Below are 17020 nucleotides of genomic sequence, written 5' to 3'. Positions count from 1 at the left end.
CGGATGTTGTCGGCGAGTAACGAAAAATCCGTAAATCATTATTATTGGTGATTTTTCCCAACGGTTTAAGGCTTTCTGGCGCCCCCGGCCATCGGCGGAAAAGTTGTCTTGCCGCCCGTTTCCATCCTTGGTCCAATCCTGTTTCTATCCCCGGAATGCGCGCCTTATCCAGCCTCTGCCAAAAGTCCTGATGCATGATTAATCATGTATTGACGCCAGCCTCCCCGGGAACGAAAGTGCAACACAAGGAAATTCATTGCACACGGGGACCACGATGGCCGAGCGATCATTCGTAGAAGAAGTCAAGAAACTGCGCCTGGGCGCAGGGGAAGTATTCAGCGGCGAGGGCATCCTGGCCGTCACCAAGGCCTTGCTGGAGTCAGGCGTGGCCTATGTGGCCGGTTACCAGGGCGCACCGATCTCGCACCTGATGGACGTGCTGGCCGATGCCCAGGACATCCTGTCGGAACACGGCATCCGCTTCGAGAACAGCGCCAGCGAAGCGACCGCTGCCGCCACCCTGGCAGCCTCGGTGAACTATCCGCTGCGCGGCGCGGTGACCTTCAAGGCCACCGTCGGCACCAACGTGGCTTCCGACGCGCTGGCCAACCTGGCCTCGGGCGGGGTGCTGGGCGGTGCGCTCATCATCGTCGGCGAAGACTATGGCGAGGGCTCCTCCATCATGCAGGAACGCAGCCATGCCTTCGCCATGAAGTCGCAGATGTGGCTGCTCGATCCGCGTCCCAACCTGCCCTGCATCGTGCAGGCGGTCAAGGATGGCTTCGACCTGTCCGAAGCCAGCAGCACGCCGGTGATGTTGCAGATGCGCATCCGCTCCTGCCACGTGCACGGGCAGTTCGTCAGTTCGGCCAACCGGCGTCCGTCCTTCACCGTCAAGGATGCGCTGGAAAATCCGGCGCGCGACCTCAGCCGCATCGTGCTGCCGCCCGCCAGCTTCCTGCATGAAAAGGAAAAGGTCGAGCAGCGCTGGCCCGCCGCCATCGAATTCATCCGCGCCCGCCAGCTCAATGAGTTCTTTGCCGAAGACGCGGCCGATGTCGGCATCGCCCTGCAGGGCGGTACCTACAACACGCTGATCCGTGCGCTGGAACAACTGGGCCTGTCCGATGTATTCGGCGAGTCGAAGATTCCTCTGTACGTGATGAACGTCGCCTATCCGCTGGTGGATGCCGAGTTTGACCGCTTCTGCCAGGGCAAGCGCGCCATCCTGGTGCTGGAAGAAGGCCAGCCCAACTTCGTCGAGCAGAACGTGGCCAACATCCTGCGCCAGCTCGGCCTGCCCACGCAGCTGCATGGCAAGGACCTGTTGCCGATGGCCGGTGAATACAACACCGCCACCGTACTGGCCGGGGTGCGCAAGTTCCTGGAGCGTTACCAGATCATCGAGCCACAGCCCGCTCCCGCACCGGCAGCCAGCACGCCGCGCGTGATCCCCATCGCCAACGGCAATGCCCCGGCCAGGAGCGCCGAGGTCACCATCAAGGAAGCGAAACTGCCCACGCTGGACCAGTCGGTGCATGCACGGCCGCCGGGCTTCTGCACCGGCTGTCCGGAGCGGCCCATCTTCACCGCCATGAAGCTGGTGGAACGTGAGCTGGGCGAGCACCACATCAGCGCCGACATCGGCTGCCACCTGTTTTCCATCCTGCCGCCCTTCAACCTGGGCAACACCACCATGGGCTATGGCCTGGGCGGGGCCGGGGCGGCGGCGCTCAATGCGCCGGCCGGCAAGCGCGCCATCTCGGTGATGGGCGACGGCGGTTTCTGGCACAACGGTTTGACCAGCGGCGTGGCCAATGCGGTCTTCAACCAGAGCGACAACCTCACCATCATCATCGACAACAACTACACCTCGGCCACCGGCGGCCAGGACATTCCGTCCTCGCGCGCCGTCAACGCCACCCGCAGCACCGGTCATGAGATCGAGACGGCGGTCAAGGGCGTGGGTGTGAAATGGGTGCGCACCATCAAGCGCACCTATGACTTGAAGCGCATGACCAGCACCCTGCGCGAAGCCCTGACCACCACCGAGAAAGGCCCGAAGGTCCTGGTGGCGCAGAGCGAATGCATGCTCAACCTGCAGCGCCGCGAAAAACCCAAGGTGCGCAAGGCCGTCGCTGCCGGCCAGCGCGTGGTGCGCGAGCGCTTCGGCGTCGATCCCGAGACCTGCACCGGGGACCACTCCTGCATCCGCCTGTCGGGCTGCCCGTCGCTCTCCATCAAGAGCAACCCCGATCCGCTGCGGCGTGATCCGGTCGCCACCGTGGTGGACAGCTGCGTGGGCTGCGGCCTGTGCGGCGAGGTCTCGCATGCGGCGGTGCTGTGCCCCTCGTTCTTCCGCGCCGAGATCATCACCAACCCCAGCCGCATGGACAAGCTGCGCCAGCGCGTGCGCACCGTGGTGATCGGCTGGCTGCAGGCACGCGACGCCAGGCGCCGTGCGCGTTACGCCTTCTGAGCCGGGACGCGCCATGACTGCAATGAACAAGAACCTGACCTTGAAGATGGAGCTGCACCATGTCCCCTAAACCGATCAAGATCGCCATCCTCGCCATGGGCGGCGAGGGCGGTGGCGTGCTGGCCGACTGGATCGTCGACCTGGGCGAATCCAACGGCTATTTTGCCCAGACCACCTCCGTGCCCGGCGTAGCCCAGCGCACCGGGGCCACCATCTACTACGTGGAACTCTTCCCCGGCGCCGGCCAGCCTGGCGCACGCACGCCGGTGCTGGCGCTGATGCCCATGCCGGGCGACGTGGACGTGGTGCTCGCCTCCGAGCTGATGGAAGCGGGCCGCGCCGTGCAACGCGGCCTGGTCACGCCGGACCGTACCACCTTGCTCAGTTCCACCCATCGCGTGTATTCCATCGGTGAGCGCACCGCCATGGGCGATGGCCGGGTCGACAGCGACGCGTTGATCGAACATGCCCGCAAGGCTGCCAAGCGTTTCGTCAGCTTCGACATGGCCGAGTCTGCCGAGCGGGTGGGCAGCGTCATCAGCGCCGTGCTCTTCGGCAGCCTGTGCGGCACCGGTGTACTGCCGTTCAGCCGGGCCCAGTTCGAAGCCACCATCGAGCGCGGCGGGGTCGGCGTCAAGCCCAGCCTGAAAGCCTTTGCCGTCGGCCACGATCAGGCGCGGCAGGCCGAGGCGGCTGCACCTGGCGCAACGGCCGAGGCAGCGCAGTTCAAGCCGGTGCAACTGGCCGCCATCGCCGACCAGCAGGTCGTGCGCCTGGTGCAGCAGGCCCAGGCTTATCCCGATCCGGTGGCCGCCATCGCGGTGGAGGGCGTGCGTCGCCTGATCGACTATCAGGACCCCGACTACGCCGCGCTCTACCTGCAGCGGCTCGCTGCCCTGGCCACGGCCCCCGGCGGCCAGGACACGGAACTGCTGGCCGAATCGGCGCGCTACCTGGCCCTGTGGATGTCGTATGAAGACACCATCCGCGTGGCCGATATCAAGACCCGCAGCAGCCGTTTCAACCGGGTGCGCAGCGACGTGCGCGCCAAGGAGGAGCAACTGGTGGACATCAATGAATTCATGCACCCGCGCCTGGAAGAAATCTGCGAGACCCTGCCGGCCGGTCTTGGCCGCTGGCTTGCGCGCCCCCACTGGGCGCATCGCCTGGTACGCCGCCATACGCAGGAAGGCCGTGTCATCAAGACCAGTTCGCTGCCCGGCTTCCTGCTGCTGTACGGGCTGTCGCGCTGGCGTCGTTTCCGCCGCGTCACCTTGCGTTATGCCCAGGAGACCGAGCGCATCGAACGCTGGTGGCAGCGTGTGACCGCGCTGGCGGCGGTCAATCCGGCGCTGGCCCTGGAGGTGGCGCAATGCCAGCGGCTGGTCAAGGGCTACAGCGATACCCATGTGCGCGGCCTGCGCAATTACGAGACCCTGATGCAGGTGGTGGATCGCCATGCCCGCGTGCTGGCCCCCGCCGTCCTGCGTGAACTGCGCGATGCGGCGCTGGCCGACGAGCACGGCCACAAGCTGCGCGCCAGCCTGCAACAACACGCGCTGCAATGAGGAGGACGGCATGACATTTCCGCGATTCGAACGTGCCCACCGCATCCGCTTTTCCGAATGTGATCCGGCCGGCATCGTCTTCTATCCGCAGTACTTCGTGCTGTTCAACGATCTGCTCGAAGCCTGGATCGACCACCTGCTGCCCGGGGTCGGCTTTGCCGGCTACATCGGCCAGTTGCGCTACGGCCTGCCGACGGTGGAACTGCATGCGCAGTTCGAGGCGGTCTCGCGCATGGGCGATGAGGTCACGCTGGTGCTGGAGGTGGAGCGCCTGGGCGGCAAGTCGCTCACGCTCAATCTGTCCTGCATCGCCGTCAGCGGAGAACTGCGCATGAAGGTGCGGCAGGTGCTGGTGTGTACCTCGCTGGAGACGCATCGCTCCATCGATGTGCCCGCCCTGCTGCGCAACGCCCTGGAGACGGGGGCTCACCAACAACAAAGGAGTGCGACATGAACATCGTCTGTATCGGCGGCGGTCCCGCCGGCTTGTATTTCGGTCTGCTGATGAAACTGCAGGACCCGTCTCATCGTGTAGTGGTGGTCGAGCGCAATCGTCCCTATGACACCTTCGGCTGGGGCGTGGTGTTCTCGGATGCCACGCTGGACAACCTGCGCGAGGCCGATCCGGTATCGGCCGCCACCATCACCGGCGAGTTCAGCCGCTGGGATGACATCGACGTGCATTTCAAGGGCAGCGTCATCAGCAGCGGCGGCCACGGTTTCATCGGCATCGGCCGCAAGCGCCTGCTCAACATCCTGCAGGCACGCTGCGAAGAACTCGGTGTGGAACTGGTCTTTGAAACCCAGGTGCAGGATGACCAGGAGATCGCGCGCCAGTACCAGGCCGACCTGCTCATCGCCAGCGACGGCATCAACAGCGCCGTGCGCACCCGCTATGCCGAGAGCTTCCGTCCTGACATCGATCAACGCAATTGCCGCTTCGTCTGGCTGGGCACGCGCAAGGTCTTCGATGCCTTCACCTTCATCTTCGTGCCGACCGAATACGGCTGGTTCCAGGCGCATGCCTATCGTTTCGAGAATGGCCTGTCCACCTTCATCGTCGAGACCACCGATGCCGCCTGGCAGGCGGCCGGCATCGACAAGATGTCGCAGGAAGACGGTGTGGCCTTCTGCGAAAAACTGTTTGCCCCGTGGCTCGATGGCGAGAAGCTCATCTCCAATGCCACCCACCTGCGCGGCTCGGCCATCTGGATCCGCTTCCCGCGCGTTATCTGCGACAAGTGGGTGCAGTGGACCCGTCCGCATGGCGAGGCCGGTGCCGAGGTGCCGGTGGTGCTCATGGGCGATGCGGCCCACACGGCGCACTTCTCCATCGGCTCCGGCACCAAGCTGGCGCTGGAGGACGCCATCGAACTGTCGCGCATGCTCAAACAGGAAGGCAGTCTGCGCGCCGGTTTGCAGCGATATGAAGCGGTACGCGGGGTGGAAGTCCTGAAGATTCAGAATGCGGCGCGCAACTCCACCGAATGGTTCGAGAACATCGCCCGCTATGAAGACTTGGAACCGGAACAGTTTGCCTATTCCCTGCTGACCCGCTCGCAGCGCATCTCGCACGAGAACCTGCGCCTGCGTGATCCGCAATGGCTGGAAGGCTATGAACGCTGGCTGGCCAAGCGTGCCGGGCTGCCCGCCGATGGCGCGCGCCCCACGCCGCCGCTGCTGACGCCCTTCAAGGTGCGCGAGCTGACGCTGAACAATCGCGTGGTCGCCTCGCCGACCTTGCTGTATGCGGCGCGCGAGGGCGTAGCGGGCGATTTCCATCTGGTGCATCTGGGTGCGCGTGCGCTGGGCGGCATCGGCCTGCTGCTCACCGAGGCCACGGCCGTCAGTCCCGAAGGCCGCATGACGCCGGGCTGCCCCGGCCTGTGGAACGAGGAACAGAAGCAGGGCTGGAAGCGCGTGGTCAACATGGTCCACGCCAACAGCCAGGCACGCATCGGCCTGCAACTCAATCACGCGGGCCGGCGCGGCTCCACCCAGCTCGGCTGGGAGCAGCCGGATCGTCCGCTGGCGGCGGGCAACTGGCCGCTGGTTTCGGCCAGTGCGCTGCCCTATCTGGAAGGTGTTTCGCAGGTCCCGGCGGAGGCCAGCCACGAGGAACTGGCGCGCATCCGCGAGGACTTCGTGGCCGCCACGCGACGTGCCGTGGAGGCCGGTTTCGACTGGCTGGAATTGCAGGCCGGGCATGGCTGCCTGCTCTCCAGCTTCCTCTCGCCACTGACCAACGAGCGTCAGGATCAGTACGCCGGCACGCTGGAAAACCGCCTGCGCTACGTGCTGGAGGTGGTCAAGGCGGTGCGTGCCGCCTGGCCCGCGCACCTGCCGCTGTCGGTCCGCATCTCGGCCACCGACTGGGCCGAGGGCGGCACGACCGTGGATGAGGCGGTGGAAATCGCCCGCCAGCTGCATGCGCACGGGGCCGACGTGATCGACGTCTCTTCCGGCGAAGTGACCCCGGCGCAGAAGCCGGTCTATGGCCGCATGTTCCAGGCACCGTTTGCCGACCGCATCCGCAATGAGGCCGGTGTGCCGACCATCGCCGTGGGGGCCATCACCGAGGCCGACCAGGTCAACGGCATCATCGCCTCCGGCCGCGCCGACCTGTGCGCGCTGTCGCGGCCGCTGCTGGCCGACCCGGCCTGGCTGCTGCACGAGAGCGCCCGCCAGGGCTGGCGCGAGGTGAGCTGGCCGCCCGCTTACCAGTGGGGCCGCGACCAGCTGGAACGCAGCCTGTCCGGCACCCGCCGTTGAGCCGTCCATCCGTCAATGAAAGGGAAGCATCGTGAGCAATGACACCTACGATCAGTACCGCGAAAGCGTGGCCGGCCGTGCCGATGTCTCGGACACGCCGGAACTGCTGGCCTACTACCGCCAGCTGGAACAGTTGAAGACCGGCGCACTCTGGACGGTGGCCAACAAGATCGAGCCCTGGCAGCCGAAATCGCAATCGGTGCCCGTGCTGTGGCGCTATGCCGAGCTGCGCGAACACGTGCTGCGTTCGGTGGCGCTGGTCTCGCCGGAGAAGGCGGGCCGGCGCGTGATCTATCTCGACAATCCGGGCCGCCGCGAGGTCTCGGCGGCCGTCGGCTGGCTCTATTCCGGCCTGCAGGTGATGCATCCGGGCGAGGTCGCCAGTGCGCACGCGCATTCCTCCTCGGCCCTGCGCTTCATCATGGAAGGACGCGGTGCCTACACCATCGTCGACGGCCACAAGATGACGCTGGAAGCCAATGACTTCGTGCTCACCCCCAATGGCACCTGGCACGAACACGGCGTGGAAGCCGATGGCCTGCCCTGCATCTGGCAGGACGGCCTGGACATTCCGCTGGTCAATGCGCTGGAGGCCGGCTTCTACGCCGTCCATCCCGACCTGCACCAGGCCGTGACCCATCCGGTCGACGATGCGGTGGCGCTGTGGGGTGCACCGGGCCTGCGTCCGCAGGATGTGGGCTGGAACAGGCCCTACTCGCCGCTCTTCAAGTACCAGTGGGGGCCGACCTATGAAGCCCTGCAACGCTATGCCCGCGCCACCGAGGGCAGCCCCTTTGATGGCCTGCTGATGCATTACGCCAACCCGGTCAGCGGCGGCCACGTGATGGCCACCATCGGTGCCAGCATGCAGTTGCTGCGTCCGGGGTTCGCGGGCCGCGCGCATCGCCATACCGGCAGCTTCATCTACCAGGTGGCCAAGGGCCATGGCCATTCCATCATCGATGGCCAGCGCTTCGACTGGAAGGAGCGCGACATCTTCTGCGTTCCGTCCTGGGCCTGGCATGAGCACGTCAATGGCAGCGCCAGCGAGGATGCCTGCCTGTTCTGCTTCAGCGATTTGCCGGTCATGGAGAAGCTGGGCCTGTATCGCGAAGAAGCCTATGCCGAGCACCACGGCCACCAACCCGTCATTACCCCCGCAGCAGCGTGAGGCTGCAGGGATTTTCTGAACGCCCTACCAACATCCAACAGGAGTGAGATGCCATGAAACTGGTTACCTACCGCGCCAATGTGAGCGCCGCCGCCCGCCTGGGCGCCATCGTCGATGACCTGGTCGTCGACCTGCAACAGCTGGGCCTGTACGCCGGCGAGGCGCTGCCCGACAACATGCTGGACTTCATCGACCTCGGCCCGTGTGCCATCACCAGCACCACCGCGCTGCTGGAGCGCCATCGCGGCCAGTGGCCGGTGGGCGTGGCACGTCCGCTGGTCAACGTCCGGTTGCTGGCACCGATTCCGCGTCCGCGCAAGAACATCTTCGGCATCGGCCTGAACTACGTGGAGCACGTGGAAGAATCCAGCCGTACCCTGGATACCGCCAAGGAGCTGCCCAAGCAGCCGGTGATCTTCTCCAAGCCGCCCACCACCGTGATCGGCCAGGGTGACGCCATCGAGCACAACCAGGCCATCACCCGCCAGATGGACTGGGAAGTGGAACTGGCCGTCATCATCGGCAAGCAGGCCAAGGGCGTGAGCAAGAACGACGCGCTGGACTACGTGTTCGGCTACAGCGTCATGAACGACATCAGCGCCCGCGACAACCGCCGCGCAGGCCAGTGGATCTATTCCAAGGGCCAGGATACCTACGCGCCCTTCGGCCCCATGATCGTCACCGCCGACGAGATTCCCGACCCGCACAACCTGGATCTGAGCCTGACCGTCAACGGCGTGACCAAACAAAGTTCCAACACCCGCCACATGCTCTTCAAGGTCGACACCCTGATCGCTGACATCAGCGCCGGCATCACCCTGGAACCAGGCGACATCATCGCCACCGGCACCCCTGCCGGTGTCGGTGCCGGCCGTTCGCCGCAGGAATGGATGTGGCCGGGTGACGTGGTGGTGGCCACCGTCGAGAAGATCGGCAGCCTGCGCAACCCCATCGTCGCCGTGGGCGAGCTGCCGCCGGGCAAGGCGTAAGCCCGTGAATTCAAGTGCGGTCTGCCATGCAGGTCGCCGTTCTCTCACCAAGGAACTGACATGCTCGAACTTCAACGTTTCAAGGCCGCGGCCGTCCAGGCGGCCCCGGTCTTCCTCGATACCGATGCCACGGTGGACAAGGTGGTGGCGCTGATCGCCGAAGCCGCCGGCCATGGTGCAAAGCTGGTGGCTTTCCCGGAAGTGTTCGTGGCCGGCTATCCCTACTGGAGCTGGATCATGAACCCGATCGAGGGCAGCAGCTGGTTCGAACGCCTGGTGCGTTCGGCCATCGAGATCCCCGGTCCCGAGATCAGCAAGATCGCGCAGGCGGCTGCGCGCCACCAGATCAACGTGGTGGTGGGCGTGAACGAACGCAACCGCCACGGCATCGGCACGATCTACAACACCGTCGTCACCATCGCCGACGATGGCCGCATCATCGGCCGCCATCGCAAGCTGGTGCCGACCTGGGCCGAGAAGCTGACCTGGGCCCCGGGCGATGCGTCGGGCCTGCGCGTGCACCAGACCAGCATCGGTCCGCTCGGTGCGCTGGCCTGTGGAGAAAACACCAATACCCTGGCGCGCTTCTCGCTGCTGGCACAGGGCGAGCTGGTGCACGTGGCCAGCTACATTGCGCTGCCGGTCGCCCCGGCCGACTACGACATGGCCGAGGCCATCAAGGTGCGTGCAGCGGCCCACTGTTTCGAGGGCAAGGTGTTCACCATCGTGTCCTGCTCGACCGTCTCGGAAGAGATCATCCAGGCCATGGAAGCCAGCCACCCGCAGGCCCGCGCGCTGCTGTCACGCCGCAACAGCGCCTTCTCCGGCGTGCTGGGTCCGGATGGGCGGGTGATCGGCAGCCCGCTGATCGACGAGGAAGGCATCGTCTATGCCGACATCGATCTGTCGCGCTGCATCCAGCCGCGCCAGATGCACGACATCACCGGCCACTACAACCGCTTCGATGTCTTCAATCTCAACGTCAATCGCCAGCCCTTGCAGGCTGCGCATTTCTCCGATGGCGACGCTGTCATGGATGAAGTGCCGGTCGAGGCCGTGGCGGAAATTCAAAAGGATCGCCCATGACCACGAAAGTCAGCCAAGCCGCCGACAGTGCCCGCAGCTATCGCATCGGGCAGATCGTGCCTTCGTCCAATACCACCATGGAGACCGAGATCCCGGCCATCCTGCGTGCGCGTGAACTGATCCTGCCGGAGCGTTTCACTTTCCACTCCAGCCGCATGCGCATGAAGCACGTCACCAAGGAAGAGCTGGCCGCCATGGATGGCGACAGCGACCGCTGCGCGCTGGAATTGTCGGATGCGCGGGTGGATGTGCTCGGCTATGCCTGCCTGGTGGCCATCATGAGCATGGGGCGCGGCTATCACCGCGTCTCCGAGCAGCGCCTGCACCAGCGCACCGTGGACAATGGCGGCCCGGCTCCGGTGGTGACCAGCGCCGGTGCGCTGGTCGACGGCCTGCATGCCATCGGTGCCAAGAAGGTATCCATCCTCACGCCCTACATGAAGCCGCTCACGCAACTGGTGATCGATTACATCGAGAACGAAGGCATCGAAGTGGTCGACAGCATCTCGCTGGAAATTCCGGACAATCTGGAAGTCGGCCGCCAGGATCCGCGTGCACCCATCGAGATCACCAAGCGTCTCGACACCCGGGGCGTGGATGGCGTCGTGGCCTCGGCCTGCGTGCAGATGCCTTCGCTGGCCTCGGTGCAGGCCATTGAGGATCGCGTCGGCCTGCCGGTGCTGTCTTCCTCGGTGGCCACCACCTACATGATGCTCAAGCGGCTGGAGTTGAGTACCGCCGTGCCGGGTTTTGGCGCGCTCCTGTCGGGGCGCTATTGAGCGGGGTCAAGAAAGCCCCGTCCGGGGAGGCCATGGGTCTCCCCATTGCGCCCGGGGACGGGGTATCCTTGCTGCTTTCAGAAGAAGAGGCAGCGAGGGGAATGGCAAAGTCAAAGGCATTCGTCGACAACTACCTGCCGGCTCTGCTGGGGCAAGCCTGGCAGCTGTTGTCGACCCAGTTTCATGCGGTGGTGGAAGCACACGGCCTGTCGGTGCTGGAATGGCGCGTACTGTCGATTCTGGCCAGCAACGGCGGCATGAGCATCTCGGCCCTGGCCGATGCGGCGGTGAGCAAGCAGCCCACGGTCACGCGGCTGCTGTTGCGGCTGGAAGCGCAGGGCCATGTCGAGCGCACCACCAGCCAGGACGATCGTCGCTTCACGCTGGTGCGGGTCACGCGCAATGGCCGCAGGCTGGTCTCGGGCCTGATCGAACTGGCCGAGCAGCACGAGCGCGAGGTGCTGGCCTCGATGAATCCGCAGAAGGTGGAGATGCTCAAGGAACTCCTGCAGGAAATCATCACGCGCTATCGTCCGCAGCGCTGACCTGGCGCGCAGCGCTTACTTGGGCCGCCGCATCTGGAACCGGCCCTGCGGCAGCACCTCGAAGTAATCCGCCGGTCCGCCGCCGCGCAGGATGTGCTGCGCCGCTGCCGTATCGTAGACGCCATCGACCAGCAGCGACTGGTCGATGTGCACCGCCACCACTTCTCCGTAGACCATCCAGGTGTCCAGCGTGCGGCCCTCCAGCGTGGTCAGCGGCTGGATCTGCGTCACCTTGCATTCCATCGCCACCGGGCTCTCGCCCACGCGCGGTGCGGCCACCACCAAGCCCGTTACCGGCGTCAGTCCGGCCAGCTCGAATTCATTGACTTCGCTTTGTTCCAGGCTGCTCTGGTTGACCTGCCCGGCCAGCGCCCGCGTGGCCAGGTTGTAGACGAATTCGCCGGTGGCCTCGGCATTGCGCACGCTGTCCTTCTTGCCGACGCTGGCGAAGGCGACGATGGGTGGCCGGTAGTTGAAGATGTTGAAGAAGCTGTAGGGCGCCAGGTTGGGACGGCCCTCGGCATTGAGGGTGGAGATCCAGCCGATCGGGCGCGGACCCAGGATGGACGGGATGGGATCGTGCGCCAGGCCGTGGCCGTGGCGCGGTTCATAGCGGTGAAAGAGTGGGCTCATTGCGATATGCGGGCAAGCGCTGCCGGATACGGATGGAAACCGTATTATGTCGCGCCTGCCGTCCAGGCAGGGGGACCGCCGCATCAAAGCTGCCAGATACGGACGGTCACCGCGCTGCCTGGACTGTGAATGGCTACCCGGTTCAGAAGCCCCAGCTCAGCATGCCCACCAGCTGGTTGCCCTGCTTGACGTCAAAGCGGTTGTAGCCGCCAAGGATGGCCTGCAGCGACCAGGTGATGGAAGAGTCGGGGAAGGGTGCCGACAGGCCCAGCGTCAGGTGGCGCAGGCCGCCGCTGCTGGGGCTGTTGCCGGCGAAGCAGCCATTGACCACGAAGGCCTGGCCCGCCCCGCAGGAGGCACCGGTGGCGGTGTCGCGGGTGCCGAGATACTTGCCCTCGCGGCTGTAGGTGTAGGCGCCCAGCGTGCCGGTGAAGGTGATGTCGTAGGGCAGCGGCTTGGTGTAGACCAGGGTCCAGTAGGTATCGCCCTTGTTGCCCCAGACCACGTCGTTGAGCAGCGTCTGCGCATTGAAGGACAGCGCGCCCCAGGTCAGGCCGGCCTTGGTTTCCAGCGCATTGGCATGGCTGCCGTTGGCGTAGTAGTAGCCGGTCATGCCCAGGGTATAGCCGAGGTGGCCGCTGATGTTGCCGGCGTAGGCGAAGTAGAAATCGTTTTCCACCGAACGCGGTTTCTGGAATTCGGTGATGCTGCGATCGCTGTAGGAATTGCCCAGCTGCTTGTACGAATAATTGATGGTCGAGGCCCAGTAGCCGAAGCTCCAGCCGCTGCTGTGGACGAAGTCGATGCCCCATTGCAGCGCGGCCTGGTCCGATTCGGGCGCGTCGGCTCCGGGATTGCCCAGTGGCTGGCCGTTGCCGTAGGTGGTGGTGACACCGCGCAGTACATAGCGCGAGGCCAGGTCGATGTGTTTGGTGATGGTCCACGGGCCGGCGGGGGCCGCCGCCGGTGCGGCATCATCAGCCAGCGCCGGAGCGCAGGCCAGCAGGGTAGTGAGGGCGGCAACGCAGGTGCCGAGGCTGCAAAGGCGCGACAGGGAAGTGGCGTAGGTAGTCAAGGTTCTCTCCGTGGGTTGGTCTGGAATCAGCGTGGATCAGTGTGAAAGCAAGGGACGAGCAGGCCCCGGCGGGTCCGTTGCCGGACCCGCGCAAGACAGTGGGTGATGCTGTTGTGGTGGTGACGTTGCGCGTGCGTGCGCGCGAAAAACTTAAAGTTTTCCGTCGGCCGCCATCTTCATGTAGGCCGGATCGAAGCGCAGCTTGACGTTCTTCTTGTCGCCGATCACCACGTTGCCGTCGAAGGCGACGCCGATGCCATCTGCGCTCTTGACGTTGGGACCGAGGATGCCGTGGTCAAAGCTGAACTTGGCGATGCGGCCCATGATGGCCGGCAGCTCCTTCTTGGTGGCGAATTCCAGCGCCGCCTTGGGCTGGTAGAACATGGCGGTAGCCGCCAGCTGCGACTGGAAGCCCGCCAGGTCGGTGCCGGAAGCCTTGCCCATGGCGGTCAGCGCGCGCGTGGCGCGCTCATCCTTGGCGGTCATGATGGCCATCATCTCGTACCAGGCACCGGTGAGGGCCTTGCCGAAGGCGGGGTTCTCCTGCAGGGTTTTTGTGTTGACCACCATCAGGTCCATGATTTCGCCGGGCAGCTGCTTGGAGGTGTAGACCAGCGACACATCGGGCGAAGCCGCAATCGAGGACAGCATCGGGTTCCAGGTCACCGTGCTGGTGACGGCCGGGGTGGCGAAGGCGGCAGTGATGTCGGCATCGCTGGTGTTGACTACCTTGACGTCACGCTCGCGCAGGCCGGCCGTTTCCAGCGCGCGCGCCAGCAGGTAATGCGAGACCGAGAATTCCACCAGCTGCACCGACTGGCCCTTGATGTCGGCCAGCTTCTTGTTCTTCCCCTTGAGCACGATGCCATCGTTGCCGTTGGAATAGTCGCCCACGATCAGGGCAGTGGAGTCCACGCCACCGGCGGCGGGAATGGTGAGCGCATCCATGTTGGTCATGGTGCAGCCGTCGAACTTGCCGGCGGTGTACTGGTTGATCGACTCCACGTAGTCGTTCAACTGCACGGCACTGATGGTGATGCCGTACTTCTTGCCCCACTTGGCCAGGATGCCTTGTGCCTGAGCTTCGCCCCAGGGCATCCAGCCGGCATAGATGGAGGTACAGACCTTGAAGTCGGTGCGGGGGGCGGCGTGGGCCGATGAAAGCGCGCCCGTGAAGGCGGCCAGGGCGATGGCAGCGCCACCAAGGATTCGGGAAATGTTGTACACGGCGTAGGGTCCTCGAAGGGTTTATTGGAAAAAAGCCCGGGAGCGGCGCGGTCGTTGCGAACGCGTCATCTCCCGGGCTTTTCTCCCGCCGTGTAACCCCTTGCGAGGTCGACTGCTCTCGGACCAGACATCCGCACCAGCGAACCGGAACCCTAGCTGTCCATTGCAAATTGTGCTGACTCAAGACCGGACTCGCCGGCTCCCGCTCGCTTTTCAGCAAGGTTCATGCCAATGCCCGGATGCGATGTCGATGATGCGGGATGCCGGTTTTCGCTATTAATAGCGAACGGTTCAACGCGCCATTCGCTGCGTCACACGTGAGCGATGCTGGCGCATCGTGCGCGCGCCAAATCGGTGCCGGTTTGCACCATGCTTGCGCTCCGGTGATCCGCGAAGTTTCACGTGATTGGCTGCGAACCAGTGCAGGTGCGGGTTTGCGCCGGGTGCGCAAGGGCATGCAGGGCTGGTCTGGATCTTGCATGCAAGATTGTCGTTCTCGCCGAGGGCGAGCCAAGACGACTTGGGCCGAAGCAAATGAAGCGCATGCATCACGCGTGGCGGCGGCAACCATCCCTGGACGGCCAGGCCATGTTCGCAGGAGCAGACCATGCCCATGACCCGATCTCACGACACTGCCGTTTTTCCCTTCGCCTTTTCCAGCGAGGCCGCACAGGCCCTGCCGCTCTGTGGCCGCATGCGCACTTCATTGCTGCTCATTGAAGTGCTTGCGCATGCGGTGCGCTGGCTGCGCCGTGCGCGCTGATGGTATGGAATTTGCTGAAATCCAATGACATGCAGAGCAGCCCGCACCGATGATCTGACAATGACCTGATCATCCGACGGCTGCACAAGACGTTCAAATAGCTGGCTAGGGTTCCGGTCTGCCGCAGGCAGATGACTGGTCCGAGAGCCGGCGACCTCGGTCGAGGTTACACGGCGGGACAAAAGCCCGGGAGAGAGTTGCACCACAGGTGCCGCGCTGCTCCTGCTTTTGTTCAACCCCGACCGGAGTTTCCCGTGATCGCTGTTCGCCACCCCAGGTTCCATCCCGCAGCCCGCGTGCTGCGTCCGTCCCTGCCTCGGTCCTTGCCACAGGGAGGCGCGCCATGCGTTTCCTGAATCGCCATCCCGGCCGCTCCGGGCAGTGGCTGCTGACGCTCCTGCCCTTCCTCATCCTGGCGCTGCTGTACGCCTTCGGCTCGGCCACGCGCCTGGCCGACAATCCCAATGACAAGCTCCTGCCCAGCCTCGCGCAGATGGTCGATGCGGTCCGTCACATGGCCTTCATGGAAGACCCGCGCACCGGCGACTACCTGTTCTGGAGCGACACCCTGGCCAGCCTGCAGCGCGTGCTGCTGGGCCTGGGCATCGCGGCCGTGGCCGGGCTGGTGCTGGGCATCGCCAACGGCATCTTCCCGGTGCTGCGCGCAGGATTCTCGCCGCTGCTGACCGTAATCTCGATGGTGCCGCCGCTGGCGATCCTGCCGATTCTCTTCATCGTCATGGGGCTGGATGAATTGTCCAAGGTGATGTTGATCGTCATCGGCGTCACGCCCTTGCTGGCGCGTGATCTCGAACACACCGGCCGCGCCATCCCCGCCGAACTGCTGATCAAGGCGCAGACACTCGGCGCCAACAGCTGGACCGTTGTGCTGCGCGTGGCCCTGCCGCAGATGCTGGCACGCCTGCTGGTCTCGCTGCGCCTGTCGCTGGGGGCGGCGTGGCTGTTTCTCATTTCTGCGGAAGCGATTTCGGCAACGGCTGGTTTGGGCTATCGCATCTTCCTCGTGCGCCGCTATCTGGCCATGGACGTGATCCTGCCTTACGTGGTCTGGATCACGCTGCTGGCGTGGCTGATGGACTGGCTGCTGCGCGCCATCCACCGCCGCTTCTTCCCATGGGCTGAAGGAGGCCGCGCATGAGCTACATCGAGATCCGCAACGTGTGGCAGCAATACGGCCAGAACGTGGTCCTGGAGCGCCTCAACCTGCGCGTGGAAGAAGGCCAGTTCTGCACCCTGGTCGGTGCTTCCGGCTGTGGCAAGTCGACCTTCCTGCGCCTGCTGCTGGGGCAGGAGCGTCCCAGCAAGGGCCAGCTGCTGCTGCAGGGCCAGCCCTTCCCGGCCGAGCCCGATGCCACGCGCGGCGTGGTGTTCCAGCGTTACTCCGTGTTCCCGCACCTGAACGTGCTGGACAACGTGGCCATCGGCCTGGAGCTGCCGCGCTCGCCCTTGCTGGGTCGCCTCTTCGGCGGTGCCAAGCGGCGCGCCCGTGAAGAGGCGGCGCAGCTGCTGCATCGCGTAGGTCTCGGCCACGCGCTGGACCTGTATCCCAGCAGCCTGTCGGGCGGCATGCAGCAGCGGCTGGCGATTGCCCAGGCGCTCATCGTGCGCCCGCGCGTGCTGCTGCTGGATGAACCCTTCGGTGCCCTCGATCCGGGCATCCGCAAGGAAATGCATGCGCTGCTGCTGGACCTGTGGAAGGACAGCGGCCTGACCGTCTTCATGGTCACCCATGACCTCTCCGAAGGTTTCACCTTGGGCACGCGCTTGCTGGTGTTCGACAAGGTGCGCGTCGATCCGCAATACCCGCAGGCCTACGGGGCCCACATCACTTACGACATCGCCCTCAACGAGGCCCGTGCCCGCGAACAGGCGGACAAGCTGGCCTCCCTCCTCACTGCAAAGGAAAGCTGAC

15 protein-coding genes and 2 riboswitches are annotated in these 17020 nt (G+C 65.0%); of the genes, 12 read left to right on the top strand and 3 right to left on the bottom strand.

What is annotated here, in order from left to right:
* Positions 1-274 precede the first annotated feature (274 nt).
* The 9 genes from MKD49_RS14410 to MKD49_RS14370 all read left to right on the top strand — a co-directional run bounded on the left by MKD49_RS14410 (position 275) and on the right by MKD49_RS14370 (position 11389).
* Positions 275-2479: an indolepyruvate ferredoxin oxidoreductase subunit alpha gene (locus MKD49_RS14410; RefSeq protein ID WP_252696619.1), complete on the top strand. Its 2205-nt coding sequence runs from the start codon at positions 275-277 to the stop codon at positions 2477-2479.
* A 59-nt stretch (positions 2480-2538) separates the two neighbouring features.
* Positions 2539-4047 (top strand): indolepyruvate oxidoreductase subunit beta family protein, encoded by a 1509-nt coding sequence (locus MKD49_RS14405; protein ID WP_121040922.1) that lies wholly within the window; start codon positions 2539-2541, stop codon positions 4045-4047.
* Positions 4048-4057: 10 nt separating this feature from the next.
* Positions 4058-4501 carry a thioesterase family protein gene (locus MKD49_RS14400; RefSeq protein WP_121040920.1) on the top strand — a complete coding sequence of 148 codons (444 nt, stop codon included), beginning with the start codon at positions 4058-4060 and terminating at the stop codon, positions 4499-4501.
* Complete coding sequence (locus MKD49_RS14395) at positions 4498-6819, top strand: bifunctional salicylyl-CoA 5-hydroxylase/oxidoreductase (protein ID WP_252696618.1); 2322 nt, start codon at positions 4498-4500, stop codon at positions 6817-6819. Before MKD49_RS14400 ends, MKD49_RS14395 begins: the two co-directional genes overlap by 4 nt.
* A gap of 31 nt (positions 6820-6850) precedes the next feature.
* Complete coding sequence (locus tag MKD49_RS14390) at positions 6851-7990, top strand: cupin domain-containing protein (RefSeq protein ID WP_252696617.1); 1140 nt, start codon at positions 6851-6853, stop codon at positions 7988-7990.
* A gap of 53 nt (positions 7991-8043) precedes the next feature.
* A complete protein-coding gene (locus tag MKD49_RS14385) occupies positions 8044-8979 on the top strand; it encodes a fumarylacetoacetate hydrolase family protein (protein WP_252696616.1) in 936 nt (311 codons plus the stop codon).
* 60 nt (positions 8980-9039) lie between these two features.
* On the top strand, positions 9040-10065 hold the full coding sequence (locus tag MKD49_RS14380; protein ID WP_209533916.1) for a carbon-nitrogen hydrolase family protein: 1026 nt from the start codon (positions 9040-9042) through the stop codon (positions 10063-10065).
* On the top strand, positions 10062-10844 hold the full coding sequence (locus tag MKD49_RS14375) for an Asp/Glu racemase (RefSeq protein ID WP_305882123.1): 783 nt from the start codon (positions 10062-10064) through the stop codon (positions 10842-10844). The genes MKD49_RS14380 and MKD49_RS14375 overlap by 4 nt, the downstream gene beginning before the upstream one ends.
* 101 nt (positions 10845-10945) lie before the next feature.
* The gene (locus tag MKD49_RS14370; RefSeq protein WP_034333847.1) at positions 10946-11389 is read left to right on the top strand and encodes a MarR family winged helix-turn-helix transcriptional regulator; all 444 of its coding nucleotides are present in this window, start codon (positions 10946-10948) and stop codon (positions 11387-11389) included.
* Positions 11390-11404: 15 nt separating this feature from the next.
* On the opposite strand, the gene MKD49_RS14365 is transcribed toward MKD49_RS14370, so the two are convergent.
* The 3 genes from MKD49_RS14365 to MKD49_RS14355 all read right to left on the bottom strand — a co-directional run bounded on the left by MKD49_RS14365 (position 11405) and on the right by MKD49_RS14355 (position 14324).
* Positions 11405-12022, bottom strand: a complete 618-nt coding sequence (locus MKD49_RS14365) for a flavin reductase family protein (protein WP_134134333.1) — start codon at positions 12020-12022, stop codon at positions 11405-11407.
* 142 nt (positions 12023-12164) lie between these two features.
* Positions 12165-13097, bottom strand: a complete 933-nt coding sequence (locus MKD49_RS14360; RefSeq protein WP_252696615.1) for a TorF family putative porin — start codon at positions 13095-13097, stop codon at positions 12165-12167.
* Positions 13098-13247: 150 nt separating this feature from the next.
* Complete coding sequence (locus MKD49_RS14355; protein WP_034333841.1) at positions 13248-14324, bottom strand: putative urea ABC transporter substrate-binding protein; 1077 nt, start codon at positions 14322-14324, stop codon at positions 13248-13250.
* 67 nt (positions 14325-14391) lie between these two features.
* A riboswitch (guanidine-I (ykkC/yxkD leader) is annotated at positions 14392-14491 on the bottom strand.
* Positions 14492-14937: 446 nt separating this feature from the next.
* On the opposite strand from MKD49_RS14355, the gene MKD49_RS14350 reads away from it, so the two are divergent.
* From MKD49_RS14350 to MKD49_RS14340, 3 genes are all read left to right on the top strand, one after another.
* Positions 14938-15087, top strand: a complete 150-nt coding sequence (locus MKD49_RS14350) for a hypothetical protein (RefSeq protein ID WP_252696614.1) — start codon at positions 14938-14940, stop codon at positions 15085-15087.
* A gap of 94 nt (positions 15088-15181) precedes the next feature.
* Positions 15182-15282: riboswitch (guanidine-I (ykkC/yxkD leader) on the top strand.
* A 148-nt stretch (positions 15283-15430) separates the two neighbouring features.
* Positions 15431-16246: an ABC transporter permease gene (locus MKD49_RS14345; protein WP_121040906.1), complete on the top strand. Its 816-nt coding sequence runs from the start codon at positions 15431-15433 to the stop codon at positions 16244-16246.
* On the top strand, positions 16243-17019 hold the full coding sequence (locus MKD49_RS14340; protein ID WP_034333837.1) for an ABC transporter ATP-binding protein: 777 nt from the start codon (positions 16243-16245) through the stop codon (positions 17017-17019). Before MKD49_RS14345 ends, MKD49_RS14340 begins: the two co-directional genes overlap by 4 nt.
* The last annotated feature ends 1 nt before the right edge of the window (position 17020 follow it).

This window comes from Herbaspirillum sp. WGmk3, from assembly GCF_023952535.1.
GTDB lineage: Bacteria > Pseudomonadota > Gammaproteobacteria > Burkholderiales > Burkholderiaceae_D > Herbaspirillum > Herbaspirillum huttiense.
Note: the sequence above shows the minus strand (reverse complement) of the source record. Positions and strands in the feature narration are given on the sequence as shown.